General features: G+C 74.6%; 21 protein-coding genes. 6 read left to right on the plus strand and 15 right to left on the minus strand.

Annotation, left to right across the window (positions count from 1 at the left end; all coding sequences use genetic code 11):
• Positions 1–140: 140 nt before the first annotated feature.
• Positions 141–1,895 carry an exo-alpha-sialidase gene (locus tag V6U82_RS09415; protein WP_334460526.1) on the plus strand — a complete coding sequence of 585 codons (1,755 nt, stop codon included), beginning with the start codon at positions 141–143 and terminating at the stop codon, positions 1,893–1,895.
• 43 nt (positions 1,896–1,938) lie between these two features.
• Here the strand turns inward: V6U82_RS09415 and V6U82_RS09420 are convergent, their stop codons facing one another.
• From V6U82_RS09420 to V6U82_RS09450, 7 genes are read right to left on the minus strand one after another with little or no spacing between them, the layout of a single operon-like run.
• Positions 1,939–3,531 carry an amidohydrolase gene (locus V6U82_RS09420; protein ID WP_334460528.1) on the minus strand — a complete coding sequence of 531 codons (1,593 nt, stop codon included), beginning with the start codon at positions 3,529–3,531 and terminating at the stop codon, positions 1,939–1,941.
• Between the two features lie 30 nt (positions 3,532–3,561).
• Entirely contained in the window at positions 3,562–3,960 is a 399-nt protein-coding gene (gene mnhG / locus V6U82_RS09425; protein ID WP_128136430.1) for a monovalent cation/H(+) antiporter subunit G, read from the minus strand.
• Positions 3,957–4,220 (minus strand): monovalent cation/H+ antiporter complex subunit F, encoded by a 264-nt coding sequence (locus tag V6U82_RS09430; protein ID WP_091425167.1) that lies wholly within the window; start codon positions 4,218–4,220, stop codon positions 3,957–3,959. Before V6U82_RS09430 ends, mnhG begins: the two co-directional genes overlap by 4 nt.
• The gene (locus tag V6U82_RS09435) at positions 4,217–4,819 is read right to left on the minus strand and encodes a Na+/H+ antiporter subunit E (protein WP_334460530.1); all 603 of its coding nucleotides are present in this window, start codon (positions 4,817–4,819) and stop codon (positions 4,217–4,219) included. The genes V6U82_RS09430 and V6U82_RS09435 overlap by 4 nt, the downstream gene beginning before the upstream one ends.
• Positions 4,816–6,387, minus strand: coding sequence for a Na+/H+ antiporter subunit D (locus tag V6U82_RS09440; protein ID WP_013477154.1), 1,572 nt, complete (start codon positions 6,385–6,387; stop codon positions 4,816–4,818). Before V6U82_RS09440 ends, V6U82_RS09435 begins: the two co-directional genes overlap by 4 nt.
• Positions 6,384–6,845, minus strand: a complete 462-nt coding sequence (locus V6U82_RS09445) for a Na(+)/H(+) antiporter subunit C (RefSeq protein WP_334460533.1) — start codon at positions 6,843–6,845, stop codon at positions 6,384–6,386. The genes V6U82_RS09440 and V6U82_RS09445 overlap by 4 nt, the downstream gene beginning before the upstream one ends.
• Complete coding sequence (locus V6U82_RS09450; protein ID WP_128136433.1) at positions 6,842–9,676, minus strand: Na+/H+ antiporter subunit A; 2,835 nt, start codon at positions 9,674–9,676, stop codon at positions 6,842–6,844. The genes V6U82_RS09445 and V6U82_RS09450 overlap by 4 nt, the downstream gene beginning before the upstream one ends.
• A 191-nt stretch (positions 9,677–9,867) precedes the next feature.
• Between V6U82_RS09450 and V6U82_RS09455 the strand changes: the two genes are divergently transcribed.
• Together V6U82_RS09455 and V6U82_RS09460 are read left to right on the plus strand one after the other, a co-directional pair.
• Positions 9,868–10,812 (plus strand): hypothetical protein, encoded by a 945-nt coding sequence (locus tag V6U82_RS09455; RefSeq protein WP_334460715.1) that lies wholly within the window; start codon positions 9,868–9,870, stop codon positions 10,810–10,812.
• A 94-nt stretch (positions 10,813–10,906) separates the two neighbouring features.
• Positions 10,907–12,133 (plus strand): PucR family transcriptional regulator, encoded by a 1,227-nt coding sequence (locus V6U82_RS09460; RefSeq protein WP_334460534.1) that lies wholly within the window; start codon positions 10,907–10,909, stop codon positions 12,131–12,133.
• A gap of 26 nt (positions 12,134–12,159) precedes the next feature.
• Here V6U82_RS09460 and V6U82_RS09465 read toward each other — a convergent pair whose 3' ends face one another.
• Positions 12,160–12,390 carry a hypothetical protein gene (locus V6U82_RS09465; RefSeq protein ID WP_013285820.1) on the minus strand — a complete coding sequence of 77 codons (231 nt, stop codon included), beginning with the start codon at positions 12,388–12,390 and terminating at the stop codon, positions 12,160–12,162.
• A gap of 450 nt (positions 12,391–12,840) precedes the next feature.
• Here V6U82_RS09465 and V6U82_RS09470 point away from each other — a divergent pair, with 450 nt between their 5' ends.
• Genes V6U82_RS09470 through V6U82_RS09480 form a run of 3 tightly spaced genes read left to right on the plus strand, consistent with a single transcriptional unit; the run spans position 12,841 to position 14,991 of the window.
• On the plus strand, positions 12,841–13,680 hold the full coding sequence (locus V6U82_RS09470; RefSeq protein ID WP_334460537.1) for a rod shape-determining protein: 840 nt from the start codon (positions 12,841–12,843) through the stop codon (positions 13,678–13,680).
• A gap of 2 nt (positions 13,681–13,682) precedes the next feature.
• Positions 13,683–13,994, plus strand: coding sequence for a TraR/DksA family transcriptional regulator (locus V6U82_RS09475; protein WP_334460538.1), 312 nt, complete (start codon positions 13,683–13,685; stop codon positions 13,992–13,994).
• 49 nt (positions 13,995–14,043) lie between these two features.
• Positions 14,044–14,991 carry an acyltransferase domain-containing protein gene (locus tag V6U82_RS09480; protein ID WP_334460539.1) on the plus strand — a complete coding sequence of 316 codons (948 nt, stop codon included), beginning with the start codon at positions 14,044–14,046 and terminating at the stop codon, positions 14,989–14,991.
• On the opposite strand, the gene V6U82_RS09485 is transcribed toward V6U82_RS09480, so the two are convergent.
• From V6U82_RS09485 to V6U82_RS09515, 7 genes are all read right to left on the minus strand, one after another.
• On the minus strand, positions 14,992–15,567 hold the full coding sequence (locus V6U82_RS09485; protein WP_334460540.1) for an adenylate kinase: 576 nt from the start codon (positions 15,565–15,567) through the stop codon (positions 14,992–14,994).
• A gap of 49 nt (positions 15,568–15,616) precedes the next feature.
• Positions 15,617–16,840, minus strand: coding sequence for a multidrug effflux MFS transporter (locus V6U82_RS09490; RefSeq protein WP_334460717.1), 1,224 nt, complete (start codon positions 16,838–16,840; stop codon positions 15,617–15,619).
• 250 nt (positions 16,841–17,090) lie between these two features.
• On the minus strand, positions 17,091–18,017 hold the full coding sequence (locus tag V6U82_RS09495) for a hypothetical protein (protein ID WP_334460541.1): 927 nt from the start codon (positions 18,015–18,017) through the stop codon (positions 17,091–17,093).
• A gap of 24 nt (positions 18,018–18,041) precedes the next feature.
• Positions 18,042–18,716: an NADPH-dependent F420 reductase gene (locus tag V6U82_RS09500; RefSeq protein WP_334460542.1), complete on the minus strand. Its 675-nt coding sequence runs from the start codon at positions 18,714–18,716 to the stop codon at positions 18,042–18,044.
• The gene (locus V6U82_RS09505; RefSeq protein ID WP_334460543.1) at positions 18,713–19,171 is read right to left on the minus strand and encodes an acyl-CoA thioesterase; all 459 of its coding nucleotides are present in this window, start codon (positions 19,169–19,171) and stop codon (positions 18,713–18,715) included. The genes V6U82_RS09500 and V6U82_RS09505 overlap by 4 nt, the downstream gene beginning before the upstream one ends.
• Positions 19,168–24,861, minus strand: a complete 5,694-nt coding sequence (locus tag V6U82_RS09510) for a type I polyketide synthase (RefSeq protein ID WP_334460544.1) — start codon at positions 24,859–24,861, stop codon at positions 19,168–19,170. Before V6U82_RS09510 ends, V6U82_RS09505 begins: the two co-directional genes overlap by 4 nt.
• Entirely contained in the window at positions 24,858–25,799 is a 942-nt protein-coding gene (locus V6U82_RS09515; protein WP_334460545.1) for an enediyne biosynthesis protein UnbU, read from the minus strand. Before V6U82_RS09515 ends, V6U82_RS09510 begins: the two co-directional genes overlap by 4 nt.
• Between the last annotated feature and the right edge of the window lie 3 nt (positions 25,800–25,802).

Below are 25,802 nucleotides of genomic sequence, written 5' to 3' on the forward strand. Positions count from 1 at the left end.
GGCTTGCGAACCGGACGGGGGACGTCGACCGGAACCGATCCTTGACGGGCGTGGGGGAACCCGCCTAGCGTGCATACATCGGACATCTGACGTCGGATAGCTCGTCCGATTCCCCCTCCCCCGTCCCCGGAAGGAACCACGTGTCCCCTCGCCGCGCCATACCGCGCCGCGCAACCGTCCTCGCGGCGGCCGCCCTCACCCTGCTCTCCGTACTGCCCTCCACCGCGGCCCAGGCCGCCGCCCCCGCCGGCGTGACCGCCACCGTCGGTGCCGACTGCACCGCCGGCCGGCTGCTGCTCGACCTCGACAACCGCAGCACCACCACGCAGACCTACACCGTCACCTGGCCCGGTCGCTCCGGCTCGCCGTGGACCCGCACGGTCGCCGCCGGTGGCAGCGCCGAGCTGTACTGGACGCTGTCCCCCGGCACGCCGTACACGCTGCGCACCACGACCCCGACCGGCCTGGACGAGACCACTTCCGGTCTCTTCCACTGCGGCACCGGCATGTCGGCGCTGGCCGGCTTCGACTGCACCAACGGCCGCCTCCAGCTCGCCCTGGAGAACCGGACCACGACGGCCCGGGACTTCACCGTCACCTGGCCCGGACGCACCGGCTCACCGTGGACCCGCACCATCGCCGCCGGCGGCAACTACCTGCACTACTGGACCGTCGGCGCCGGCGCCCCGTACACGCTGCGGGTCACCGCACCCGGCTTCGACACCACGCTGCGCGGCACCACCTCCTGCGACCTGGCCGCCGGCAATCCGCAGCTCGCCACCACCACGCTGCTGACCACGCAGACCGTGATCCGCGGCCTCAACGGCGCGAACGGCCGGTACGACGGCACCGTCGCCTCGGTCCGCATCCCCGGCCTGGCCGTCAGCAACAACGGCACCGTCATCGCCGTGGCCGACGCCCGGGTCAACGGCTCGTACGACCTCGGCGGCGGCACCAACAACATCCAGATCGTGATGATCCGCAGCACCGACGGCGGGCGCACCTTCGAGCAGCCCCGCGTCATCCACGCCCCGCCCACCACCAGTGAGGGCGTCGGCGACCCCAGCCTGCTCGTGGACCGCGCCACCGGCGTCGTCTACTGCTTCTTCACCTACTCCCCCCGGCCCGGCATCAGCTTCTGGTCCGGCGGCTCCGGCCTGAACACCGCCGACGACCCGAACAGCATGCACCTGCGCTACATCACCAGCCGGGACGACGGCGCCACCTGGAGCGCACCGGTGGAGCTGAACCCGGCCGTCAAGGACCCCACCTGGCGCCAGGTGTTCTTCTCCTCCGGCCACGGCATCCAGACCAGCACCGGCCGCCTGATCCAGCCGATCGCCTACCGGGACGCCTCAGGCACCAGCCACGCCGCGAACATCTACAGCGACGACCACGGCGCGACCTGGCGGCGCGGCGGATCCGCGGGCGGGACCATCAACGAGAGCAAGGCCATCGAGCGCGGCACCGGCGCGGTGGTGCAGAACATGCGGCACAACTCGACCCGCAGCCGCTTCTACGCCACGTCCACCGACGGGGCCGCCACGTTCGGCCCGGCGACGGCGAGCGCCGTGCTGACCGACCCGCTCTGCAACGCCGACGAGCTGTCCTACCTGCGGCCCGCGGAGGTCGGCGCCAACCGGGCGCCGGTACGCACCCGCACGGCACTGTTCAGCAACAACGCGCACCCGAGCGCGCGCAACGACCTCACCGTCCGGCTGTCCACCGACGACGGCGCGACCTGGCCGGCGCGGGCGCTGGTCAAGCCCGGCGGCGCCGGCTACTCGACGATGGCGGTGCTGGCCGACGGCACTGTGGGCAACCTGTACGAGGTGGGCGACACGGGCGGCATCTACTTCGCCCGGTTCAGCCTCGACTGGGTCAAGGGCGCCTGAGAGCCGTGTCCCGCCCGGACAGCGGCGTCCGGGCGGGACACGGTCAGCGCTGCCAGCGGACCACGCCACCGACCACAGTGAGCGCCACGCTCAGGTCGCGCAGTTCCGCCGCGTCGACCCGGTACGGGTCGGTGGGCAGCACGATGAAGTCGGCGAGCATGCCGGGGCGCAACCGGCCCTTCAGGTGCTCCTCGTACGAGGCGTACGCGCCCGCCTCGGTGAAGCAGCGCAACGCCGTGTCCAGGTCGAGCCGCTCGTGCGGGTCGACGCCGCCGGGTGGGGTGCCGCCGGGCTGCTGGCGGGTCACCGCGGCGTGGATGCCGAAGAACGGATCGGGGTCCTCCACCGGGGCATCCGACCCGAACGCCACAACGGCCCCGGCGTCGAGCAGGCTGCGCCAGGCGTACGAGGCCAGGCCCCGGCCCGCGAGCATCCGGCTGGTCAGCGGGATGTCGCTGGTGCAGTGCGTGGGCTGCATCGAGGCGATCACGCCGGAGCGGGCGAGCAGCGGCACGTCGTCCGGCAGCAGGTGCTGGGTGTGCTCGATCCGGTGCCGCAGCCGCGCCACCGCGCCGGGCTCCGCCGACTCGCGCCAGCGCGCGTACGCCCGCAGCACCATCCGGTTCGCCGCGTCGCCGATGGCGTGCGCCGCCACCGCGATCCCGGCCCCGGCGGCGGTCGCCACCAGCCGCTCGAACTCCTCGGCCGGGGTGACGGCGATGCCGTGGTTGCCGGGCTCGCCGTCGTACGGCTCGGTCATCAGGCAGGTGTGTGAGCCGAGCGCGCCGTCGGTGAAGATCTTCACCGGGCCGGTGCTCAGCCAGCGGTCCCCGTCCCCGGTGGCCCAGCCGGCGTCGATCGCCTCGTCCAGGGCGGTGGCGGGGATCGTCTTGTGCACCCGCAGCGGCAGCTCGCCCCGGGCGTACAGCGTCTTGTAGGCGGCGCGGGCGTCCTGCCCGTCGAGGTCGTGGATGCCGGTCAGGCCGGCGGCGAGCAGCCGGGGCAGGTGCGCGCGCAGCTGGGCCACCAGGTCACCGGCGTGCGGGGAGCGCACCACCGCGTACGCCGCGTCGGCCGCCGCCTCGCGCAGGATGCCGGTCGGCTCGCCGCGCTCGTCCCGCGCGATCTGCCCGCCGGGCGGGTCGGGGGTGGCGGCGTCGATGCCGAGGCGGGCCAGGGCGGCGGTGTTCACCCAGATGGTGTGGCCGTCGATGCTGGGCAGCGCCGCCGGCCGGTCCGGGCAGACCCGGTCCAGGTCGGTGCGGGCCGGCTGCTCCGGCCGCACCCATTTGTTGCTGTCCCACCCGCCGCCGAACAGCCAGGCGTCCGGCGGCAGCGTGGCGGCGTGCCCCGCGATCCGGGTCAGCGCCTCGTCGAGGCTCGCCGTGCCGCGCAGGTCCACCTGGTCCAGCCCGCGCACGTAGGACGCCGCGTGGATGTGACTGTCGATCAGCCCGGGCAGCACGGCCATTCCGCCGAGGTCGACCCGGCGGACGCCGCCGCCGGCCCGGTCCCGGCACTCGGCGAGGTCACCGACGGCGACGATCCGCTCGCCGCGGACCAGCATCGCCTCGGCGTACGGGCGGTCCGGGTCGAGCGTGTGGATGCGGGCGTTCTCGTAGACCGTGCCGCTCATGGGCTCCCTGCCTCGGCGCTCGTAGGAGTCTCAGGACGTGCGGACCGGCGACGTCTCCTCCGGCTCACCGGCCCGGTCCGCGCGGATCCGGTCGATGTGGTCGGTCAGCTCGTCGGTGATCAGCAGGTCCCGCCGGATGTCGTCGTGCGGGTACGCGGTCCGCCCGACCATGTGCGCCGCGACCGGTGCGGTGGCGAGCTGGAACAGGCCCACCAGGACCAGCGTGGTGATGTCCACCCCGGTACGCAGCCGCAGCGCGCAGCCGAGCAGCACCAGCAGCAGCCCGAGCACCTGCGGCTTGGCGGCCGCGTGCATCCGCGACAGCACGTCCGGGAAGCGGACCAGCGCGATGCCCGCGGCGAGGCAGAGCAGGGCGCCGGCGATCAGGCAGATGCCGGCCACGGTGTCCAGGATGGCGTCGATCATCACTTCGAGCTTCTCCGGGACGCGAACCGGGCGACGCTCACCGAGCCGACGAAACCGACCAGGGCGAGGACCACCAGGACCGGAAGCGCTGTGGCGTCCCGGCTGTAGGCCGCCTCGGTGGCGATGGCCGCGACCGCGACGGCGAGCAGCACGTCGGTGGCGACGGCCCGGTCGAGGATCGACGGCCCGCGGATGATGCGGACGAGGGTGAGCCCACCGGCCGCGACGAGCAGCGCGGTGACGATCACGGCGATGACGGTCACGTCGGTGCTCCTTCCAGGTCGACCGACCCGGACGGGCCGGTGGGTACGGATCGACGGATCAGGCTCAGCTCCTCCGCCGAGCCGACGGCGGCGACGATGCGCTCCTCCAGCTCCAGCACGCCCTGCCGGAAGCGCTCCACCTCGTCGAGGCTGCGGATGCCGATGACGTGCACGTAGAGCGTGCCGGTGCTCCGGTCGGCCTCCAGGATCAGGCTGCCCGGCACCAGCGACAGGGCCTCGGCGTTGAGGGTGAGGTTGAGGTCGGTGTTCACCCGCAGCGGCACCGCGATGATCGCCGAGTGCGGGTGCTCGGACCGGACGGCCAGCCAGGCCACCTGCGCGGACGCCACCACCAGGTCGTACAGGAAGCGGACCACGAACCGCAGCAGCGGCACCGGCCGGATCCGGCCGGCGAACGTCACGGGGGGCAGCGGGAAGACCACCAGCAGCACGGCCGCGACCACGAGTCCGCTGATCACGTTGGCCCAGCTGAACGTGCCCCACAACAGCACCCAGACGGTGACCAGGCCGGTCACCGCGACGGCCCGGTTGCGCCAGCGGTCACGGCGGGTCAGTGGCGCTTTCGGCTGACTGGTCACGGCGGTCCCTCCGGGAACACGGCCTCGACGTACGGGGCGCGGCGCAACAGGTCGTCGGCGGCGTCGGTGCTGATGTCGAACAGCGGCCCGGCCACCACCGTCAGCGCCAGGCCGAGCACCACGAGGGCGGCGGTGGACACCGTCATCAGCCGGGGCAGCACCGCCCCGGCCGGGGCCGGGCCGTCGTGCGGCTGCTCGGCGCCGTCGGTGCGGGCCGCCTGGTCGGCGTCACCGGGTTCCGGCATGTCCGCGTGCGGGGCCCGCCAGAAGGCGAGGTTCCACACCCGGGCGATGGCGTACAGCGTGAGCAGGCTGGTGAGCAGTCCCCCTGCGACGAGCGACCAGGCCAGGAACCCGCCGTCGTCCACGCCGGCCTGGACCAGGCCGAGCTTGCCGAGGAACCCGGAGAACGGTGGTATGCCGGCCAGGTTCAGCGCGGGCACGAAGAACAGCACGGCGAGCAGTGGTGACAGCCGGGCCAGCCCGCCGAGGCGGTCCAGCGCGGTGCTGCCGCCGCGCCGTTCGACCAGGCCGGCGGCGAGGAACAGCGTGGTCTGGATGGTGATGTGGTGCACCACGTAGAAGATCGCCGCGGACAGGCCGAGCGGGGTGGTCAGCCCGACCCCGAACAGCATGTACCCGATGTGGCTGACCAGCGTGAAGGACAGCAGCCGTTTGATGTCCGACTGGGCCACCGCGCCGAGGATGCCCACCACCATGGTCAGCGCCGCTATCACCATGAGCAGGTCGGCGGTGCGGCCGCCGGGGAACAGCAGCGTCTCGGTGCGGATGATCGCGTACACGCCGACCTTGGTGAGCAGGCCGGCGAAGACCGCCGTCACCGGTGCGGGCGCGGTCGGATAGCTGTCCGGCAGCCACGCCGACAGCGGGAAAACCGCCGCCTTGATCCCGAACGCGAGCAGCAGCATGCCCTGCAGCACCAGGCGGATGTCGTCGGGCAGCGCGTCCAGGCGGTCGGCGAGCTGCGCCAGGTTCAGCGTGCCGGTGGCGGAGTAGACCAGGCCGATCGCCACCAGGAAGATCAGCGACGAGAGCAGGCTGACCACGACGTACGTGGTGCCGGCCCGGATCCGCGTCTCGGTGCTGCCGAGCGTCAGCAGCACGTAGCTCGCCACCAGCAGGATCTCGAACCCGACGTAGAGGTTGAACAGGTCGCCGGAGAGGAAGGCGTTGCAGACGCCGGCGGTCAGCACCAGGTAGGTCGGGTGGTAGACCGACAGCGGCGTCTCCTCGTTGCCGTCGGCCATGCCCTGCCCGATGGAGTACACGAGCACGCAGAGGGTGACCGAGGCGGACACCACGAGCATCAGCGCGGCGAGCTGGTCGGCGACGAGCACGATGCCCATCGGCGCCACCCAGCCGCCCACCTCCACCACGAGCGGGCCGTCCAGCGAGGAGCGGACCAGGAGCATCGCGGCCACCGCGACGGTGGCGGTGAGCACGATGATGCTGACCCACCGCTGGGCGCGGGCCCGGCGGGCGAGCAGCAGGGTGAGGGCGGCGCCGAGCAGCGGCATCACCACCGGCAGCGGGACGAGCCAGGTCATCGGACGGCCTCCGCCTCACCGGCGGCGAGCACCCGGGCCTCGGGGCTGCCGTCGGCGGCGTCGACGGCGTCCGAGGTGCCCGGGCCCTCGTCCCGGTCGGCCAGCTCCATGATCCGGCGGTCCTCGACGTCGTCCTGCACCTCGTCGTGCCCGTTGAGGTGCCAGCTCCGGTAGGCCAGCGCGAGCAGGAACGCGGTCATGCCGAGCGTGATCACGATCGCGGTCAGCACCATCGCCTGCGGCAGCGGGTCGGACATGTCCTCCTGGGCGGAGGTGCCGACGATCGGCGGGCCACCGGCCCGGCCGCCGGTGAGCAGCAGCAGGTTCGCGCCGTTGCCGAGCAGGATGACCCCCATCAGGACGCGGGTGAGGCTGCGTTCCAGCAGCAGGGTGACACCGGTGGCGAACAGGACGCCGATGACCACGACATAGACCAGGTTGGGGATGTTCGGGCTCATACCAGCTCCTCTTCCCGTACGCCGGCCGGTTCGGTCTCCTGTTCGTCGACCTCCTCCTGGCGGTCCATCTCGGCGCCCAGGCTGCGCAGGATGTCCAGGACGAGGCCGACCACGATGAGGTAGACGCCGACGTCGAAGAAGACCGACGTCACGAAGTGCACGTGGCCCAGCAGCGGCAGGTGGAAGTCGAGCGTCGCGCTCTGGAGGAACTCGCCGCCCAGCAGCATCGCGGCCACACCGGTGCCGACCGCGACGAACAGCCCGGCGCCGAGCACCAGGCCCGCGTCCACGGGCGCGGCGCCGTTGAGTTCGGTACGCCCGCCCGCCAGGTACCGCACGGCGAGCCCCAGCCCGGCGACCAGACCGGCGGCGAACCCGCCACCGGGGGCGTTGTGGCCGGAGAAGAGCAGGTAGATCGAGAACAGCAGGATGGCGTGGAAGAGCAGCCGGGTGACCACCTGGAGGATGACCGACTGCTGCCGGGAGGTCGCGCCGCTGGTCAGCCAGCGCGGGCGCGACGACTGCTGCCGGCCGACGCCGGGGATGCCGCTGCGCAGGTCCAGCGCGCGGGAGCGGCGGAAGATCAGGCTGGCCACGCCGGTGGCGGCCACCACCAGCACGGCGATCTCGCCCATCGTGTCCCAGGCCCGGATGTCGACGAGCGTCACGTTCACGACGTTCTTGCCGCCGCCGTAGGAGACGGCCTCGTCCGGAAAGCCGACCGAGACCGGCGTCGCGGTCCGGCTGCCCGCCGCCACGTACGCCATTCCGGCGGTGACCACGCCGACGGCGACGCCGAGCGCGACGCGGAACTGCCGGGTGGCGCGGATCGGGCGGGCCGAGAACCGGCGCGGCAGCCGGCGCAGCACCAGCACGAACATCACGATCGTGACGGTCTCCACCAGGAACTGGGTGAGCGCCAGGTCGGGCGCGCCGTGCAGGATGAACATCAGCGCCGTGCCGTAGCCGGTCACGCCGACCAGGATCATCGCGGTCAGCCGGCGGCGGGCGCGCGCGGCCACCAGCGCCGCGACGACGATGACCGCGCCGGCCACCGCCTGCAACGGGGTGTCCCAGAGCTGGAACCGCCGGGCCCAGGGCGCGCCGGCGAGCACCGCGCCGCCGGGCAGCACCACCAGGACCAGCAGGATGACGCCGAGGTAGAACGGCAGCGAGCCGCGCTGGGTGGCGCCGGTCAACTCCACCGCCGCGCGGTCGACGGCGCCGGCGATCCGGTCGTAGCCGGTGGCGCCGTCGAAGGGCAGCCGCGGCAGGTACGGCCGGCGCCGGTGCAGCAGCAGGAACAGCCCGAGACCGGCGGCCACCGCGAGCGCCGACAGGCCGAGCGCCGGGGTCAGGCCGTGCCAGAGGGCCAGGTGGTAGCCCGGGTCGGCGGTCGGGAACTGATCGGCGTACGGGGCCAGCACCCGGTCCACCGCCGGGGCGAGGACGCCGACCGCGAGGCCGGCGAGGGCGAGCACCGCCGCCGGGCCGATGAACGCCGGCTCGATCCGGTGCGGCCGGGTCTCGGCCACGCCGGGCTTGGCGGCGAACGCGCCCCAGAGGAAGCGCGCGGTGTACGCGACGGTCAGCGCCGAGCCGGTCACCACTCCGGCGAGCACCAGCAGTTCGGTGGTGCCGCCGTGCAGGAACGCCTCGAGCGCGGCCTCCTTGGCCACGAAGCCGATCAGCGGCGGCAGGCCCGCCATGGAGGCGGCCGCGAGTCCGGCGACCGCCGCGAGCACCGGCGCGCGGCGGCCCAGGCCGCTGAGCTCCCGCAGGTCGCGGGTGCCGGTGACATGGTCGACGACGCCGACGACGAGGAACAGTGTGGCTTTGAACAGGGCGTGCGCCAGCAGCATCGCGGCGCCGGCCAGCGCGGTGTCGCGGGTGCCCGCGCCGAGGATCACCATGAGCAGGCCGAGCTGGCTCACCGTGCCGTACGCCAGCAGCAGCTTCAGGTCGACCTGCCGCAGCGCCGTCCAGCCGCCGAGGAACAGGGTGATCAGGCCGCCGGCCAGCAGGACGCCGCGCCACACGGTGGCCTGGCCCACCGCGGGGCCCATCAGCGCGGCCAGGAACACGCCCGCTTTCACCATGGCCGCGGCGTGCAGGTACGCGCTGACCGGCGTGGGCGCGGCCATCGCGCGCGGGAGCCAGAAGCTGAACGGGAAGATCGCGGACTTGCTGGTCACGCCGAGCAGGACGAGGACCAGCGCGACGGTGAGGTAGCCGCCCTCGGGCAGATTCCCGGCGATCTCCGACCACCGGTAGGAGCCGGCGTGCTGGCCGAGCATGACGAACCCGGCGAGCATCGCCAGGCCGCCCAGTGTGGTCACCAGCAGGGCCTGCATCGCCGCGCGGCGGCTGGCCCGCTTGGTCGGGTCGCTGCCGATCAGCAGGTAGGAGAAGACGGTGGTGAGTTCCCAGAACACGTACAGCAGCAGCAGGTCGTCGGAGACGACCAGGCCGAGCATCGCGCCGGCGAACGCGACGAACACCGCGGCGAACCGGCCGAGGCCGGGATCGTCGGAGCGGAAGTAGCGCGCGCTGTAGGCCAGCACGAGGGCGCCGACCCCGCCGACGAGCAGCACCAGCAGCCAGGACAGCGTGCCCATGCGCAGCGCGAGTTCCAGACCCAGCTGCGGCACCCAGGTGACGGTCTCGACGACGGGCCGGCCCGCGCGGACCGGCTCGGTACGGGTCACCGCCCAGATCAGCGCCGCCGCCGGGACGGCCGCCAGGAGGTAGAGAGCCCGCCTGCCGAGGAGGCGTACCAGCACGGGGGCGGTCAAGGCTGCGAACGCATGGACCGCCACCAGAACCAGCACACACACTCCTCAAGATCGACCTGCGGTACGTCAACCCTAACCGGCGAGGTGGCGAGACGGTATGTCGAGAGAATCACGCGAACGTGTCGTGTCGGCTCCGCTCTGTTTCGGGTAAGGAGTGAGGTTCACTCCGCCCGGTACGTGCGGTGGGGTCCGGCGGGCGCCCCGATAGGGTGGACGGCGTGCTGCCGATGCGAGCCGCCCTGGCGGGCACCACCGGGAACGCGATGCTGATGGGCATCGCCGAGGTCAGCACGCCGCTCGGCTGGGTGGTGCTGCCCGGGCTGCTCGGCGTCTCGGCCCGGCCCCGGGTGGCGGCGCTGGTGTCGGCCTGGGCGGGCGTGCTGGTCGCGCTGTCCGTCGTCGTACCGGTGATCCCCGGCCACCGCAGCGACCCACAGGCGCTGCTCGCCTCGGCGGCCGGCCTGGCCGCGGTGCCGGTCCTGGCCTGGGCCCGCCGCCGGACGCGGACCGCCGCCGTGGCGCGCGCCGCCGCGCCGCCGGACGTCGCGGTGTTCACCGTGCCGGCCGGTCCCGGGAGCGCCGCGCTGGCGATCTGCGGCACGGCCGGGGAGATCGGCGCCGCCGTACCGGTCCGCGGCGGCGGGCTGCGCGTGCTGCTCGGCACGGTCACCGGCGCCGCGCTGGACACACCCGCCGGACGCCGGGCGATCGAGCAGGCGTTCCACCGGGCCGCCGCCGGACCGCACCGCACGGTGCCGCACCTGGTCGACGTGCTCGAGAAGGCGGTACGCGATCTCGCCCCCGCGGGCCACCTGAGCGCCACGATCGTCGACGTGGACCGGGCCGGGTCGGTACGGGCGGTGCGCTGCGGTTCGCCGGATCTCGTCGTCGCCGCCGAGGGCCGCGCCGCACCCGCCGGGGTGCCGGAGGGACCGGCGATCGGGTCGACGGGGCCGGGCGGACGCGCCGCGCCCGGCCGGGTCACCGGCCGCCGGATCGCCGTCGTGGGCACCGGCTTCACCGACGCGCACGGGCAGCGCCGGCTACGCGTACTCGATCAGGTGGCCGTCGGCGACGACCCGGCGCGGACCGCGGAGCTGCTGACCCGCGGGCCCGGGGGCGGACGGCGCACCGGCCCGGCGCTGGTGGTCGACCCGTCGCCGCGGGCATGACACAGGCGGCGCGCGAGGGCCGGTCGCCGGACGGCCCGCCTAGGCTGATGCGGTGGGCCGGCGTCCGGTGCCGGTCCCGTCCGGGGAGACCGCGATGACCGACAGCGTCCGCCGGCCGGCACCGGTCGCGGGCGGCGAGGACGAGCAGTGGCTGGCCGAGGTGGCCCGCGAGGCGGGCGCCGACGCCGGGGACGTGCCGGTGGAGCTGCTCGGCGACTACCTGCGGCTGCTGACCGACGCGGCGGTGACCGGCCGCCGGCCGCGCCGCGCCGAACTCGACGCGGTCGGCGCGCTGGGCCGGCGCGCGGCCGAACAGGGGATCTCCGCCGGCCGCGCCGTACGCCTCTACCTGTCCGCGGCGCGGCGCGTCTGGCGGCAGCTTCCCCACCTGGACCGGTCCGACGACAGCGAGGCGGTCCGCGCCGCCGCCGACGCCGTCCTGCACGTCGTCGACACCGCCGTGGCCACACTCGCCGAGGGGTACGCGGTCGCCCGCCGGGAACTGGTCCGGCGCGAGGAGTCGCTGCGCCGGGAACTCGTCGACGACCTGCTGCGCGGCGACTCCGACCTGGGCGGGCTGGTGGAGCGGGCGGAGCCCTTCGGCCTGGACCTGGCCCGGGTGCACCAGGTCGCGCTCGCCGCGCCGGGCCGCCGGCTGCCGGACACGGAGGCGGCGATCAGCGCGCTGGAGCGGGTCATCTTCGACCGGCTCGGAGACCGGGACGTGCTGGTGGCCACGAAGGAAGGGCTGCTCGTGGTGATCGCGCCGGCGGACCCCGTGGCCGCCGACCGGGGCCGCGGCGCCGGCCCGGCCGGCAACCTGGGCACGCTGATGCACGGCGAGCTGGACCGGCTGGTGCGGGGCCGGCCGTGGCAGGTGGCGGTGGGCCGGCCGCACCCGGGCGTCTACGGCATCGCCCGCTCGTACGAGGAGGCCCGGGAGGCGCTGACCACGGCGCGGCGCCTGCACAGCGAGTCATCGGTGATCGACGCGCACGACCTGCTGATCTACCGGGTACTGCTGCGCGACCAGCCCGCCATGGTCGACCTGGTACGGGCGGTGCTGACCCCGCTGGCCCAGGCTCGCGGCGGCGCCGAGCCGCTGCTGGACACGCTGAACGAGTACTTCGCCTGCGGCGAGGTCGCCACCGAGGCGGCCCGCCGGCTGCACGTGTCGGTGCGCACCGTCACCTACCGGCTGGCCCGGATCCGGGCGTTGAGCGGCTACGACCCCGCCGACGCGCGGGACCGGTTCACGCTGCACGCCGCCGTGCTCGGCGCGCGGGCGCTGGACTGGCCGCGCCGGCCGCTGCCGGCGTAGGTGCCGGGGCCGGTGGGACCGGCGGCTCAGGCCGGTACGGCCACCAGCTCCGGGAAGCCGAGCAGGTTGGCCAGGGCCGACGCCTCGTCCCGGGTGAGGGTGAGCGTGACCATGCGGTCCGGGTCGTCCGGGTCGTCGTGGACGACGTCGCGCCGGCCGCCCACCTGGTAGTCGATCACGCCGATCCGGCGGCCCTCCTCCGTGGTCAGCGTGTGCCGGACCCCGATGCCGGGGAGGGTCGTACGTTCGATGATCACGGGGACCTCCTTCGGACGCGGTCGCCGAGGGCCCGCCGGTGCCGGCCGGCGTCAGGGCGACGCGATGGACGTTCGAGCTGAGCTCGCGTTCTCCATGTGTCAACCATAGCCACGGGGTACGGGCGGATCCGGGTTCCGGCCACCGGCAATCATTGCGCCCTTTGTTGGCCGGTGGCGTGCACTGCCGCGCGCGGTGTTCCCGGCGACGCTGGAGGTCCGAGGCGGTACCCGAGCAGCGAGGAGGTGGTGAGCATGACCCGCACGTCGACGGCTCCACCACCGGTGTTCGCCGGACTCGTCGCGTCCCGATCTGCGAGCGGCGACCAGAAGCGCGTCTGAGCCCCCGGCCGCCGGCGTCGTCGAGTGAATCCGACGCCCGCGGCCCCGGCCACGCCCCTCCCCCGCACCGTCCACCGCCCGGCTGGGCACCCTGATCCGAAAGAGGTCGGTATGCCGCACCCTGTCACCGCCGTTCGTCCTCCGGCCCGGACCGGCATGCTGATCGGCCGCTCCCACAGCAGCCGCCCGCCGGTCACCGCCGACGCGGCGCCGATCGCCGTGGACCTCGGCAGCAGCCTGCTGCGGATCTGGCTGGGACCGGGCCGGACGCTGAGCGTCCCGCTCGGCCACGGTCTGCGCAGCCCCGTCGTCCGGCGCGGCCGGATCGTCGACGGTCCGGCCTGCGTCTCCGAGCTGCGGCGGATCCTGCGCGACCACCGCACCCCGGTCCCGGTCGGTGCGCTGGTCGTGGCCTGCCGTCCGGTGCTGGCCGCGCCCGCCGAGCAGGAGGCGACGCGCCGCGTGCTCTCCGCCGTGCTCGCGCCGTCCCGGCTGCTGTTCCTCGACAGCGTCCGGGCGGGCGCCATCGGCGCGGGCGCCGCCGCCGGCACCCTGCTGGTCGCCGACATCGGCGCCCAGCTCACCGAGGTGGCGCTGCTGGAGGACGGCCGGGTGGTCACCGCCCGTCGGGCCGACGTCGGCACCCGGGACCTCAACCACGCGACGACCGCCGCCATGCTCGCCGACACCACCTCCCGGCTGGTACGCGAGCTGCGTCAGGACGCGGCGCTGCGGCCCCGGGTCCGCGCCGCGCTGGCCCGTGGCCCGATCGTCATCGGTGACGGCGCCACCCGGCCCGACGTGACGGCCCGCCTGGTCGCCACGCTCGGCGCGACGGTGCACCGCGCCGCGTCACCCCGTACCGCCGCGCTGACCGGCGCCGGCATGGCCGCCATCTCGGCCCTGCGACACCCGCACGACACCGAGCGCCGCCCGGAAAGGAGCGCCTGATCATGACGCACGCCCTCAACCGCACCGACACGCTGCGCGAACTGCTGGACCGGCAGTTCGGCGAGTACACCGACCAGCTCACCGAGCTGACGCTGCACACTCGGCAGCCCGACCACGGCGGGCACGACCCGGACACGTTGCGCGGGCTGATCGAGACCGCCCGGCAGGGCGTCGCGGACACCGCCCAGGCGCTGAAGCGGATGTCCGAGGGCACGTACGGGGTCTGCGAGCGCTGCGGGCAGGACATCCCGACCGCGCGCCTGGAGATCCTGCCCTCGGCCCGCTTCTGCGTGCCGTGCCAGCAACGGCGCTGAGCACCGCACGGGGCTGTCGGGGCGGGCGCCGGCCGGTAGCGTCACCGCCATGGATGTCGATGACGTCGCCGGCCGGCTCGGCGTGCCCGCCGAGGAGGTCGACCGGGTGCACCGGCTCGCCGGTGACCGGCCCTCCGCGCCGCTGCCCGCCCGGGCGGACGCGCCCGCCCTGCTCGACCGGCTCGGGGTACGCCCCGACGACGCCGCCGAGATCCTGGCGGCCTGGCCGGAGCCCGGCTCACCACTGTGGACTCCCGAGCTGCGCTGGCTGCTCGACCGCTCGACCGCCCTGGTCCGCGCCGACCTCGGCGGTTACGCCTGGCTGACCCCGGGCCCGGCGCTGCCGCGCGGCCGGGGTCCGGCCTGGCGGCACCTCTACGTCTACGCGTACCTCGCACTGGTCGACGCCGTGCGCGCCTACCACCGCGACCACGGCGTCCCCGACGACGTGTCCTGGGCGACGCTCGCCGACCTGGGCAACAACCTCGCCGTCGACCGGCGGATGAACGGCGAGGGCTGGCCGGTCATGCAGAGCTGGCTGACGCTGCACGTGCGCGGTGGCCTCTACGAGCTGGGCCGGCTCCAGCACCAGCGCGGCGACGGCGGCGCGATCGGCCTGCACATCCCGGACTCGGGACCGTTGACCCCGGAGGCGGTCGACTCGTCGCTGGAACGTGCCCGCGCGTTCTTCCCGCGCCACTTTCCCGGCGAGCACTACACCGCGTTCTCCTGCGGCTCCTGGCTGCTCGATCCGCAGTTGCGCGAATACCTTCCGGAGGACTCCAACATCATCCGGTTCCAGCGGCGGTTCATGCTGGAGCCCTACCAGGAGCAGCCCGGCCTGGACGGCGACACGGAGGTGCTGCGGTTCGTGTTCCGCACCCTGGACACGCCGCTGGACCGGCTGCCGCGCCGCACCGCGCTCCAGCGCGCGGTGATCGACCACATGCGGGCGGGCCGGCACTGGCAGTGGCGCCAGGGCCGCTTCCCGATGTAGTCACGTCAGCGGCCGCAGGCCGCCCCGGTCCGGCCCGGCGTGCGGTGGCACCGGCGCTCCGCGCGCCAGCCAGCCGTCGAGAGCGGACGGGTGGTCGAACAGCAGCACCGGTGGCCCGGCCCTGTCGGCCGCCCAGGCCCGCATCCGCCGCCGCGCCCGGCCGAACCCGGTCAGGTGCCACACCAGGATCGAGTCGCGGGACAGCACGCTGCGCAGCGTCTCCCGGTTGCCGTTGCAGATCAGCTCGCCGTCGGCCAGGCGCCGCAGCGTGCGCCGCAGCAGCCGCCGGAACGAGACCCCGGGCGGGTAGTCCAGGCCGATCACCAGGTCGGCGCGGCCCAGGACCACGTCCCGCCAGCCGTGGTACGCGCCGTCGACGATCCACCTGTCGCGCCGGCAGATCGCCTCGATCCGGCGTCGCTGCTCGGCCACCGGCACCTCGACCCAGCCGGGCTCCCACAGCAGGTCGTCGACCGGTTGCCAGGGCAGGCCGAACCGCTGCGCCAGATGCGCGGCGAGGGTCGACTTGCCGGAGCCGTGGATGCCCTCGACCAGGATGCGGGCCGGGGCGGTCATGGCAGCAGCGTAGGCACCGCGCGCACCCGGCGCGACCCGGGCGGCCGGGTCAGTGCGCGACAGCGACCGCCGGTGCCGCCTCCAGGCCGGCGAGCTGGGACGGCCGGACGACGACCAGCAGCACCAGCAGTGCCGCCACCATCCCGCCGGCCACCACCAGGGCCATCGCCACCGCGCCGGTGCCGAGCACGCCCACCAGCGGCGCGGCCACCGCGCCCACGCCGAACTGCACCGCGCCGAGCAGTGCGGACGCGGTGCCGGCCGCCTCGCCGTGGCGGGACAGCGCCAGCGCCGGGGCGTTCGGCATGGCCAGGCCCGCCGCCGCCAGCACCAGCCACAGCGACACGAGCAGGGCGGGCAGTCCACCGAAGCCGGTCGCGGCGAACACCACCAGGGCCAGCCCGGCGACCGTGCCCGCCGCCAGCGAGGTCACCAGGATCCACTGCGACGGGTAGCGGCGCAGCAGCCGCACGTTGTACTGGGTGGCACCGATCAGGCCCACCGCGCCCGCGCCGAACGCCAGGCCGAACTCCTGCTCGTCGAGCCCGTAGGTGTCCTGAAGGACGAACGACGACCCCGCGACGTACGCGAAAAGCGCGGCCATGGCCAGCCCGGCGACCAGGACCAGGCCGACGAAGACCCGGTCCCGCAGCAGCCCGCCGTACGTCAGCACGGTCGCGACGACTCCGCCGCGCTGGCGGCGCGCGGGTGGGAGCGTCTCGGGCAGCGCGAGCGTGGCCAGCGCGACGAGCAGCACCCCGAAGGCGGCCAGGACCACGAAGACGCCGCGCCAGTCGGTCCACCGCAGCACGCCGCCACCCAGCGTCGGGGCGAGGACCGGTGCCGCGCCCATCACCAGCAGCAGCCGGGACAGCATCGTGGCGAACGCCGACCCGGTGAACAGGTCACGCACCACCGCCATCGCGACCACGGCGGTCGCGGCGACACCGAGGCCCTGCACGACGCGCAGGACGCCGAGGACGGCGACGTTCGGGGCGACCACGCACAGCGCCGACGCCAGGATGTGCAGCAGGAGACCGGCGATCAGCGGGCGGCGTCGCCCGACCGCGTCCGACAGCGGCCCGATCAGCAACTGCCCGACGGCGAGCCCGGCCAGCGTGCCGGTGAGCGTCAGCTGGACCGCCGCCGACGTGGTCGCGAAGTCCGTGACGATCGCGGGCAGCGCGGGCAGGTACATGTCGATGGTCAGCGGACCCACCGCGATCAGCGAGCCGAGGACCAGCACGAGCTTGAGCCGCTGACTCCGGCTCATCAGGTCGCCCGGGGTGGGCGTCGGGGCGGCATCGGTCTTCTGGGGCGTCTCGGTCCGGTCGGCGTGCGGCCGGGCGCGAGAGGGTGCGGCACTCACACCCTGAGTCAAATACGCCTTCGGTGATCACATTCCCGTCTCGGCGAGAGGTAACGCAGGTCACGCGCACACCACCGGTGCGGTTGCGCCGCCGGACACCAGCCGGCGACCGCTGCCGGTGCCGGCTGAGCCGGCACCGGCAGCGGTGGGCGGCTCAGTTCCAGGGAGCGGTCGGGAACCAGCCGACGCCGAAGAGTGCCGGCACTCGCACGTCCCAGTAGACGACGAGGAACACGCCGACGAGCACCAGCGCGACGCCCGACAGCACGGTGCCACGCCGGCTCGGAGCGTTGAGCAGGCGCCCGCCGGTCAACCTCGATGCGAGCACCACGACGAGGACCATCACCAGCATGTTGCCGAGCGTCTGCAGGCCGAAGACGGCCGCGCCGTACGCCGGGTTGTGGTCGGCCACCGCGTAGAGGAAGAGCTTGTGGAAGAGCGGGAACGGGCGGCCGATCAGGAAGGCGCCGATGATGACGCCCAGCGCGACCAGACGGGCTCGCGGCCGGCCGGCGAACGGGTCGGGAACCAGCTTCAACGCCGCCAGACCGAGGTAGAGCAGGGCCAGGCCGGCCAGCCCGAAGACGACCGACGCCTGCACGAGCCGCACCGGCACGCCCCCGGCCGTGGTCGCGGTGGAGAGCTGCGGCAGTCGGTCCCCGAGCAGCACGCCCACGGCGCCGTAGGTCAGCGCGACCGCCATGCTGCCGGCCGTGAGCCAGCCCAGCGGGGCGAGCAGTCCGCGCAGTCCGGACGCCGTCGTCTCCCTGGTGACCTGCGGGACCATCCCGAACGCGGCGACGTTGCAGGCGGTGAACGTACCGGCGAGGCCGGACACGAAGGCGAAGGCGAGCCCGGCGGCGGAGCCGCCGATCGCCGTCGCCTTCGCGTCGTGGCCCAGGAGCGAGTTGGCGATGTTGTCGCCGATCACCGAGTCGACGAAGGTGAACGACCAGGCGACGGCGAGCAGCACCCCGGCCACCGCGCCCGCCACGGCGAATCCGAGGGCCGCGGAGGTGCGGGCACGCGGTGTCGCGTCGACGGTGACTACCGGGACTGCTTCCCGGTCAGCTACGGACATGGTTCCTCCTCGATGTGTGATCGGTTACGGGAGACGCACACCCGGCGCCGCGGGTGCGTGGAGCGATCGCACCGGGCCGTCCGGGCCGCAGATGTGCAGCCCGATCCGCCCGTGTACGCCGTGGCGCTGGTTGACGGCCTGCAGGAGCATGGCCAGGGACTCCAGTTCCCGGGCGTGTTCGAGCCCGCCGACGTCGAGCGGCGCGAAGCCGAGCCGGGACAGCAGCGCACCGGCGAGCCCCTTGGCCCCGGCGTCGTCGCCGGCCATCGGCAGGGAGACCGGCAGCCCTCCGCAGAGCGGCTCGCCGACCATCGCCGCGGGCACGGTGTTCAGCGCCTTGACCACGTGCCAGCCGGGCGCCGCCGCCGCGATCAGGTGGGCACCCGACGAGCCGGGCGGCGGCACCTCCTCACCGCCGAGGGCCGGATTGGTGACGTCCAGGAGCGGACGGCCCCGGCCCGGCACCGGGGTCTCGGTCAGCACGCGGCAGGCCGGACCGAGCGGAACGGCGAGCACGACGAGCGAGGCCCGTTCGAGGACGACGCGGATGTCGGCGGCGAAGGCGCCCGGTACGCCTGCGGTGGCGACGGCCGCGGCGCCGGGCGTCCGTCCGGCGAGCAGCACGCTGCAGCGTGCGGCGGCGACCGCGCGGGTGACGGCGACGCCCATCCGCCCGCAGCCGATGACACCGACCGTCATCGGACCCACACCCCCGCCGCGGGACGGCGGTAGACGGCGAGCGCGGCCGCCAGGTCGGCCGGCACCGGTGCGGGCTGCAACCGGCCGTCGACCCGCTCCATCACGGCCACTGTCTGCCGGCCCCGCGCGATCAGCTCGCCGGGAGCGCCGTCCGTGCGGACCCGGCGATAGTCGAAGCCCATCGTGATGCGATTGCCGTTGAGCTCGACGAGCGACATCTCGATCTCGACCGTGTCGAAGGCGTGGCTCTCGGCATAGAACTCGACCGACATCGACACGGTGACCAGAGCCAGCCCGTCCGACAGGGCGGCGAGCACCGAGGGCGCCTGGTCGGCGAGGAAGTGCTCCCGGCAGTGCCCCTGCCAGTGGGCGTAGTGGGCGAAATAGACGTTTCCCACCAGGTTCGTCTCGTCGAACGTCACCCGGTGCCGGTAGCGGTAGACCGGGGCGCTCATGCCGGCGTCCCCACGCACACCGCGACCTGCCGCGCGTCCCCGGTCGTCCGCAGCAGCACGCTGCTCAGCACGTGGTCGCCGCTGCGCAGGCCGAGCGTGCCGGACGGCTCCCGGCCGGTGAACACCAGCGGCGCCGACGGCCCGAGCCCGAGCTTGCGGGTCACCTCGATCGCCGTCCACACGCGGACGGCCGCGGTGGCCTCGTCCTCCCCGGACTCGGCCGCGAGCCGCACGGCGAGGGCCCGGTGCCGTTCCTCCAGCGGCGGCGGGCGGTCGTCCACACGTTCCCAGTCGACGCCGACCGGGCCCGGGGCCACTGCCACGAGAACGAGGTCGTCGAGGTGACTGGCCGAGACACCACCGCCGCCCGGCACGGTGACCCGCCCGTCGCCGGCGTGCCGTGCGCCTCCGGGCTCGCCCAGCGCGGCGCCGGTGAGCCAGTCGGTCAACCGGATGGTGGGTCCACCGTCGCCGCGCGTCGCGGGGAGCACGGCGGCGTCGATGCCCGGATGCCGGTGCCGCAGCCGCCTGGCCACTGCCGGACCGGCGAGGAACGCCGGCATCTCGGACCAGCCGATCTCGGCCACCGAGCGCAGGACCAGCCCTGTCCACTCCTCGACGGCGCGCCCCGACTCGTCGGTCACCAGCACGTCGTAGACGAACTCGGCTCCGTCCTCCGCGCGCTGCCGGGCGGTGACGGTGAGCACGTCGGAGGGCCGGTGCCACACGGTGATCCGCTCGACGGAGACCGGGAGCACGCGGTGGTCCGGGACGCAGCCCTGCAGCCCGTGCAGCACGGCGTCACGGGCGCCCGGGTCGCCGAGCCGCAGCGACGCGTCGAGGTACATGCCGAACCACGCGGTGCCGGGTTCGGCGCGGACCGAGAACACGCACCGGTACGCGCTCAGCGCGTGATACCCGCGCACCCGCCGGAACGCCGGCCCGTGGAAGTAGAGGCCGCCGTAGAGGCCCGCCGCCGGCAGGCCCGGCTCCCCGAGCCCGACGGCCGGCGCCGGATCGGGTGCCGGCACGGCGCCCGTGGTCACCACCGCCGCGAAGTGGTCCACCGCGAAGCCGGTGTCGTCGCTGCGCAGCGCGGTCTCCACCCGGCCGTCGTCGTGGACCAGAGCCGCGACCCGGATGTCACGCCGGTCGGTCACCGTGACCGGCCGTTCGAGCCGTACGCCGGTGAGGCGCACCGGCGTACCCGGCGCCCCCGTGAGCGCGGTGGCGGCCTGCGTCATCGCCTCCAGGCCCAGCACGGCGGGCAGCAACGGGACGCCGTCGACGACGTGGTCGGACAGATAGGGGTCGGTGCCGGCGGTCAGGCTGGCGCCCAGGACGCTCTCCACCCCCGGGGTCGACGCCAGCACCCGCTCGGCGAAACGCCCGCCGGTGCGGTCGTCGTCGAGGTAGCGCAGGGTCGGCCCGGCGGGCAGCCGGCCGGCGGCCAGCACGCACGGCCCGGTGTCCGGCGCCGCCAGCAGGCGCAGCAGCAGGTCGGTGCCGGCGGGGACGCTGATCGGCTCGAGCCCGTCGCGCACCAGCGCGTCGAGAACCCCGAGGCGGACCCCCATGCCGACACCCGACCAGGCCGACCACTGCACCGTCAGCCAACGGGTGCCGGGCCGCTCCCGCGTCAGTTCCGCGCAGCGCCGGGCGAGCCACTCGTTGGCGACGGCGTACTCCGCCTGGCCCGTCAGGCCGGTGCGGCCGATGACGGATCCGAAGGCGACGGCGAAGCGCAGATCGTCGCCGAGGGCCGCGACCAGGTGGTCGAACCCGTCGGCCTTGGGCGCCAGCGTCGCACGGAGACCCTCGACGGTCACGTCCTCGATCCGCCGCGGCGTGTTGTGGCCGGCGGCGTGCAGCAGCCCGCGTACCGGTCCGTGCCGGTCCTGGACAGCGGCGACGGCGGCCGTCACGGCGGCCCGGTCGGTGACGTCGACCGCGTGGTAAGCGGCGGTGATCCCGAGCGCGGCGAGCCGGTCCAGGCCGGCCCGGACCTCCGGGTCCGTGACAGGGCTGCGGCCGAAGAGCATCACCGTGGCGCCGGTGGCCTGGCACAGCGCGGCGGCGCACTCCAGCCCGATGCCCTTCGCCCCGCCGGTCACCAGCAGCACGTCACCGGGGGCCAGCGGAATGCGCTCGTCCCGGCGGGACAGCGCGAGCGGAGCAGCGACCCGGGTGGTGCGGACACCGTCCTCGTCGTAGACGGCCTCGACGTAGCCGGTCCAGTCGACGGACGCCTCGGCGACGAGCTTGAGGCAACGGTCGTCCACCGGGGTCTCGGCGACCATCACCGCGGCGCCCGGCCGCTCCATGGCGATACTGCGGCCGACCGCGGCGCCCACGCCGCCGTGGTGCAGCACCACCAGCGGCAGCCCGTCGGCCGCGGTGGCGCGCAGCGCGGTCACGACCAGCTCCGCCGGCACCGTGAGGCCCGGCGGCAGCAGCAGCAACCGCGCGTCGGGGGTGTCGGCGAGCGGGAAGTGCTCGGCCACCCCCCTGCTCAGCGGATGGTCCTCGGTGCCGAGCACGGTCCAGCCGCGCCGGGCTCCCGGCCGGGCCGCCGGGGCGGCCGACTCGACGAGATGGTCGGTGAAGGCGCGCACCCAGCCGGCGATGCCGGCCGGCGGGGCGTCGACCTCCCCGGCCGCGGGCAGCGTGGCGAGCATCGCGGCGAGCTGGTCGATGGTGGCGTCGGCCAGGGCCGCCGGGACCGCGGGCGCCGACCGGCCGACCGCCGCGGCGGCGTCCACCGCCAGCTGGCTGACTCGCAGCGAGCTGAGGTGCAGGTCGGCGACGAGCCGGGTGTCCGGGCTCAGCGTGGCCGCGTCGAGTTCGACCATGGCCGCCACCCGCCGGGTGACGGAGCTCAGCAGGTCGGTGTCGTCCACAGTGACCGCCGGCGGGGCGGACGCGGGCGCGGGCGCCGGACGGGGACGAGGCTGCGGCGCCCGCGCCGGCCCGCTGGTGGTCTCGCAGGGGTTGCGCAGGAAGACCGGCCGCCAGTCCGGTGTGAGCCGGCGGCACGCCCGGCGCGCGTAGTACGCGCCCACGTCCGGCCCGGCTCCCGTCGCGAACAGCGCGGCGGTCACCGTGGCGACGCCCTGCGGGCCGGACGCGCCCGAGTCGAGAGCCACCACGCGGGCATCCGGCAGATGCGCGGCCAGCCCGGCCAGCACGGTGCCCGGGCCCACCTCGATCAGCAGGTCGGTTCGCTCGGCCAGGCGCGCCAGCGCGTCGCGGAAGCGGACCGGCTCGACGAGCTGACGGGTGAGCAGGTCGGCGAGGTCGGTGCCGGTGCCGAGCCAGTCGCCGGTCACCGTGGAGCAGACCGGCCGTCGCGGGGCCCGCCCGGCGAGTCCGACGAGGTGATCGCGCAGGGCGAGGCTCGCGGGGGCCATCATCGGCGAGTGGAAGGCGTGCGAGACCGGCAGTGCGGTGGCCCGCAGGCCGGCCGACGAGGCGCGGGCGACGAACTCGGCCACCTCGGCGGCCGGGCCGGACACGGTGCACTGCCCCGCGGAGTTCTCCCCGGCGACCACGACCGGGCCGCCCGGGCGGAGCAGCTCGCGAACCCGGTCGGTGGGCCCGGCGACGGCGGCCATCGCGCCGCGACCCGGGGCGTCGCTCATCAGCCGGCCGCGAACGCGTACGAGGTCGAGAGCCTCCTTGTCGTCCAGTGCCCCCGCCCAGCACAGCGCCCCGATCTCGCCGAGGCTGTGCCCGACGGCCGCGTCGGCCTCCACGCCCAGCCGGCGCAGCCATGTCAGGCCGGCGAGCGAGGCCCGCAGGATGGCGGGCTGGGCGACGGCGGTGTCCGGGACGGCGCCCGCCACGACCTCGACCTCCGAGTCGTACCCGGCGAGCGGCCCGTCGAGCAGCTCCCCCAGCGCACCCGCGCCCGGATGGACCGGGGCCCCCTGCCCGGAGAACAGATATCCGATCCGGGGCGCCGCACCCGCGCCGAGGAAGACACCGGCCTCCGGGTCGAACAGCTCGGTGCCCGCCTCGGCCAGCGCGGTCACGGCGCGCCGGGCGGCGCGGACCAGGCCGTCCGGGTCGCGCACGACGGCGGCGAACCGGACGGCGCCCGCGGCGAGCGGTTCCGCGGCCAGCGTGGCCGCGAGATCACCCAGTTCCGCGCGGGACAACCGGCCGGCCAGGTCGGCCAGATCGGTCAACCGCGTGGTCAGGGCCGCACGGTCGGCCGCCGCGCACACCACGACCTCGTGCGACGGCAGGGGCCGGGCGGCCCGGCGCTCCGCGTCGGTGACGGCCCGTCGGGTGGTGGGCGAGATCCCGCCCAGCACCACATGGGCGTTGATGCCGCCGAAGCCCATGGCGCTGACCGACGCGTACCGGTCCGGGCCGGGCCACGGCGCCGGCTCGTCGGTCACCACCAGGGGCGACCCGGGGGCGGCCAGTGCGGGATGGGGTGACTCGCAGCCGGTGGTCGGCGGAATCACCTGGTGGTGGATCGCGAGTACGGCCTTGATCATCCCGGCGACCCCGGCCGCCGCCTTGGTATGTCCGATGTTCGCCTTCACGCTGCCCAGCACCGCCGGGAGGCGGCGGCCGGCGTGCAGGTCGCGCAGCGCGGACAACTCGGTCTCGTCACCGACCGCGGTGCCGGTGCCGTGCCCCTCCACGAACGACACCTGCTCGGGAGTGAGACCCGACCGGTCGTACGCGCGCCGCAGCGCGAGCAGCTGACCGGCGGCCTCGGGCCGGGTCAGCCCGCCGTTGCCGTCCGACGACGTACCCCAGCCGTGCAGCCGCGCGTACGGCCGCAGGCCGTGCTCCGCGGCGAAGTCCTCACGGCACAGGACCAGGATCCCGCAGCCCTCCCCCGGCAGGAACCCGGTCGGCCGCGAGTCGTAGATCCGCATGTCGCCGGCGGCCAACGCGCCCACGCGGGCGAAGCCGACCAGTTCCAGCGGATCCAGGCTCAGGTCCACGCCGCCCGCCAGCGCGACGTCGAGATCGCCGTCGGCGAGCATCCGGGCGGCCGTCGCGACCGCCATCAGCGACGAGGCGCAGGCTGCGTCGACCGTGTAGCCGGTGCCGTGGAAGTCGAAGTGGTTGCAGATCCGGCCGGCGATGGTGTTGGACAACGCCCCGGCGAGCGTCTCCTCACCCGGCGGCGGGAACGGCTCCTTGTACCGGTCCTCCGCTGCGGCGAGCAGTTTCTCCCGCTCGGCGTCCGACAGGTCCAGCCCGGCCAGCGTCTCGGCGAGCAGCCGGTGCACGTACGGCCAGCGCAGGCGGAGCCCGTTGGCGCGGCTGAACTCGCCGGTCATCGAGTTGCCGAGCATCACGCCGACCCGGTCGTTGGGCAGGCCCGCACCCGCCGGGCAGCCGGCGTCGGCGAGCGCGTCCGCGGCCACCTCCAGGGCCAGCCAGTGGGTCAGGTCGACCGCCCGGAAGACCTCACCGGGCACGTGGAAGCGGGACCGGTCGAACACCCAGTCGCTGAGGACGGCGGCGCGGTCGACGTAGGTGTGGTCGACCTCGTCGGGCCCGGGCCGGTGGTAGTCGGCGACCGGCAGCCGTTCCGGTGGCATGGGCCGGAAGGCACGCCGGCGTCCGAGCACCGTCTGCCAGAGCTGCCCCGGGTCCGCGGCGTCCGGGTAACGGCAGGCCATGCCCACCACGACGACGGGGGCTCCCGTGCCGGTCATGCCCGGGCTCCGACCGGAACGGCGGGCTGGGAGGCGGGTTCCGGCGCACCGGTTCCGGTGACCGGCTGCCGCCGCTCGCGGATCCGGCGGGCCGTCACGATCGCCACCCAGCGGCCGACGCACACCGTGGTGAGCGCGAAGAACAGTCCGAACTCGATGTGCAGGAGCACGAGCGTGCCGTACACCGCCGCGGTGGCCAGACCGAACACGACCTGCCGGCGCGGCGCGTGCGGGGTGGTTCCGGGGTCGGTGATCATGTAGTTGGTGAACAGGACGAACGCCACGCCGGTCATCGGCAGGAGCGCCGCCACCAGAGCGTGGTCGAAGATCACCGACCGCAGCACCGCCTGCGCGGCGAAGCCCGCGACCCAGGCGGCGACCAGCGGCCCGCGCCGGGTCAGCTTCGCGTTGAGCATCGTGCCGGCGGCCAGGATGGCGCCGGGCACCACCCAGTCCCAGATCCCGTTGATGTTCGCGGTGAACTGGTACGGCGGTGCGATCCCCACCCAGGTGAAGCACAGCAGCGTCACGACGATGCCGAAGTTGCTCGGGTTGAGGACGTGCTTCGCCGGTCCCCCGGCGGTGAGGCGCACCCGCACCACGTACTTGCTCGCGATCGCGACGGTGACGGCGAACAGGGTGGGCCACAGCCGCTCGTTGCCGTAGAGCAGCATCGCGCAGGCCAGTCCCCCGATGTGCGCGGGCAGCAGGAAGTTGGCGAGATCGACGGCGGAGCCGCGGTAGCGGACCGGGCGGCGCTCGGCGCGGGCCTCGAGCGTCTCCAGGAGAAGCTCGAGGGCGTACGCGGTGAGCAGCGCGGCGATCGGGGTGAGCCACGACTGCTCGAATCCGAGGACGGTGTGCCCCAGCAGGGTGAACACGGTGATGGACAGGGCGAACCGGCGCAGCGCGACGATCCGGGGGTCCTTGTTGGCCATGGT

The sequence above is a fragment of the Micromonospora sp. CPCC 205554 genome, assembly GCF_036902745.1.
Lineage (GTDB): Bacteria > Actinomycetota > Actinomycetes > Mycobacteriales > Micromonosporaceae > Micromonospora > Micromonospora tulbaghiae.

Coding starts and splice junctions, on each gene's coding strand:
- V6U82_RS09470 (WP_334460537.1), top strand. CDS start 12,841: ATGCCGCACCCTGTCACCGCCGTTCGTCCTCCGGCCCGGACCGGCATG.
- V6U82_RS09490 (WP_334460717.1), bottom strand. CDS start 16,840: ATGAGCCGGAGTCAGCGGCTCAAGCTCGTGCTGGTCCTCGGCTCGCTG.
- V6U82_RS09445 (WP_334460533.1), bottom strand. CDS start 6,845: ATGAGCCCGAACATCCCCAACCTGGTCTATGTCGTGGTCATCGGCGTC.
- V6U82_RS09480 (WP_334460539.1), top strand. CDS start 14,044: ATGGATGTCGATGACGTCGCCGGCCGGCTCGGCGTGCCCGCCGAGGAG.
- V6U82_RS09510 (WP_334460544.1), bottom strand. CDS start 24,861: ATGACCGGCACGGGAGCCCCCGTCGTCGTGGTGGGCATGGCCTGCCGT.
- V6U82_RS09455 (WP_334460715.1), top strand. CDS start 9,868: ATGCGAGCCGCCCTGGCGGGCACCACCGGGAACGCGATGCTGATGGGC.
- V6U82_RS09515 (WP_334460545.1), bottom strand. CDS start 25,799: ATGGCCAACAAGGACCCCCGGATCGTCGCGCTGCGCCGGTTCGCCCTG.
- V6U82_RS09495 (WP_334460541.1), bottom strand. CDS start 18,017: ATGTCCGTAGCTGACCGGGAAGCAGTCCCGGTAGTCACCGTCGACGCG.
- V6U82_RS09505 (WP_334460543.1), bottom strand. CDS start 19,171: ATGAGCGCCCCGGTCTACCGCTACCGGCACCGGGTGACGTTCGACGAG.
- V6U82_RS09460 (WP_334460534.1), top strand. CDS start 10,907: ATGACCGACAGCGTCCGCCGGCCGGCACCGGTCGCGGGCGGCGAGGAC.
- V6U82_RS09440 (WP_013477154.1), bottom strand. CDS start 6,387: ATGACCTGGCTCGTCCCGCTGCCGGTGGTGATGCCGCTGCTCGGCGCC.
- V6U82_RS09420 (WP_334460528.1), bottom strand. CDS start 3,531: ATGAGCGGCACGGTCTACGAGAACGCCCGCATCCACACGCTCGACCCG.
- V6U82_RS09500 (WP_334460542.1), bottom strand. CDS start 18,716: ATGACGGTCGGTGTCATCGGCTGCGGGCGGATGGGCGTCGCCGTCACC.
- V6U82_RS09475 (WP_334460538.1), top strand. CDS start 13,683: ATGACGCACGCCCTCAACCGCACCGACACGCTGCGCGAACTGCTGGAC.
- V6U82_RS09485 (WP_334460540.1), bottom strand. CDS start 15,567: ATGACCGCCCCGGCCCGCATCCTGGTCGAGGGCATCCACGGCTCCGGC.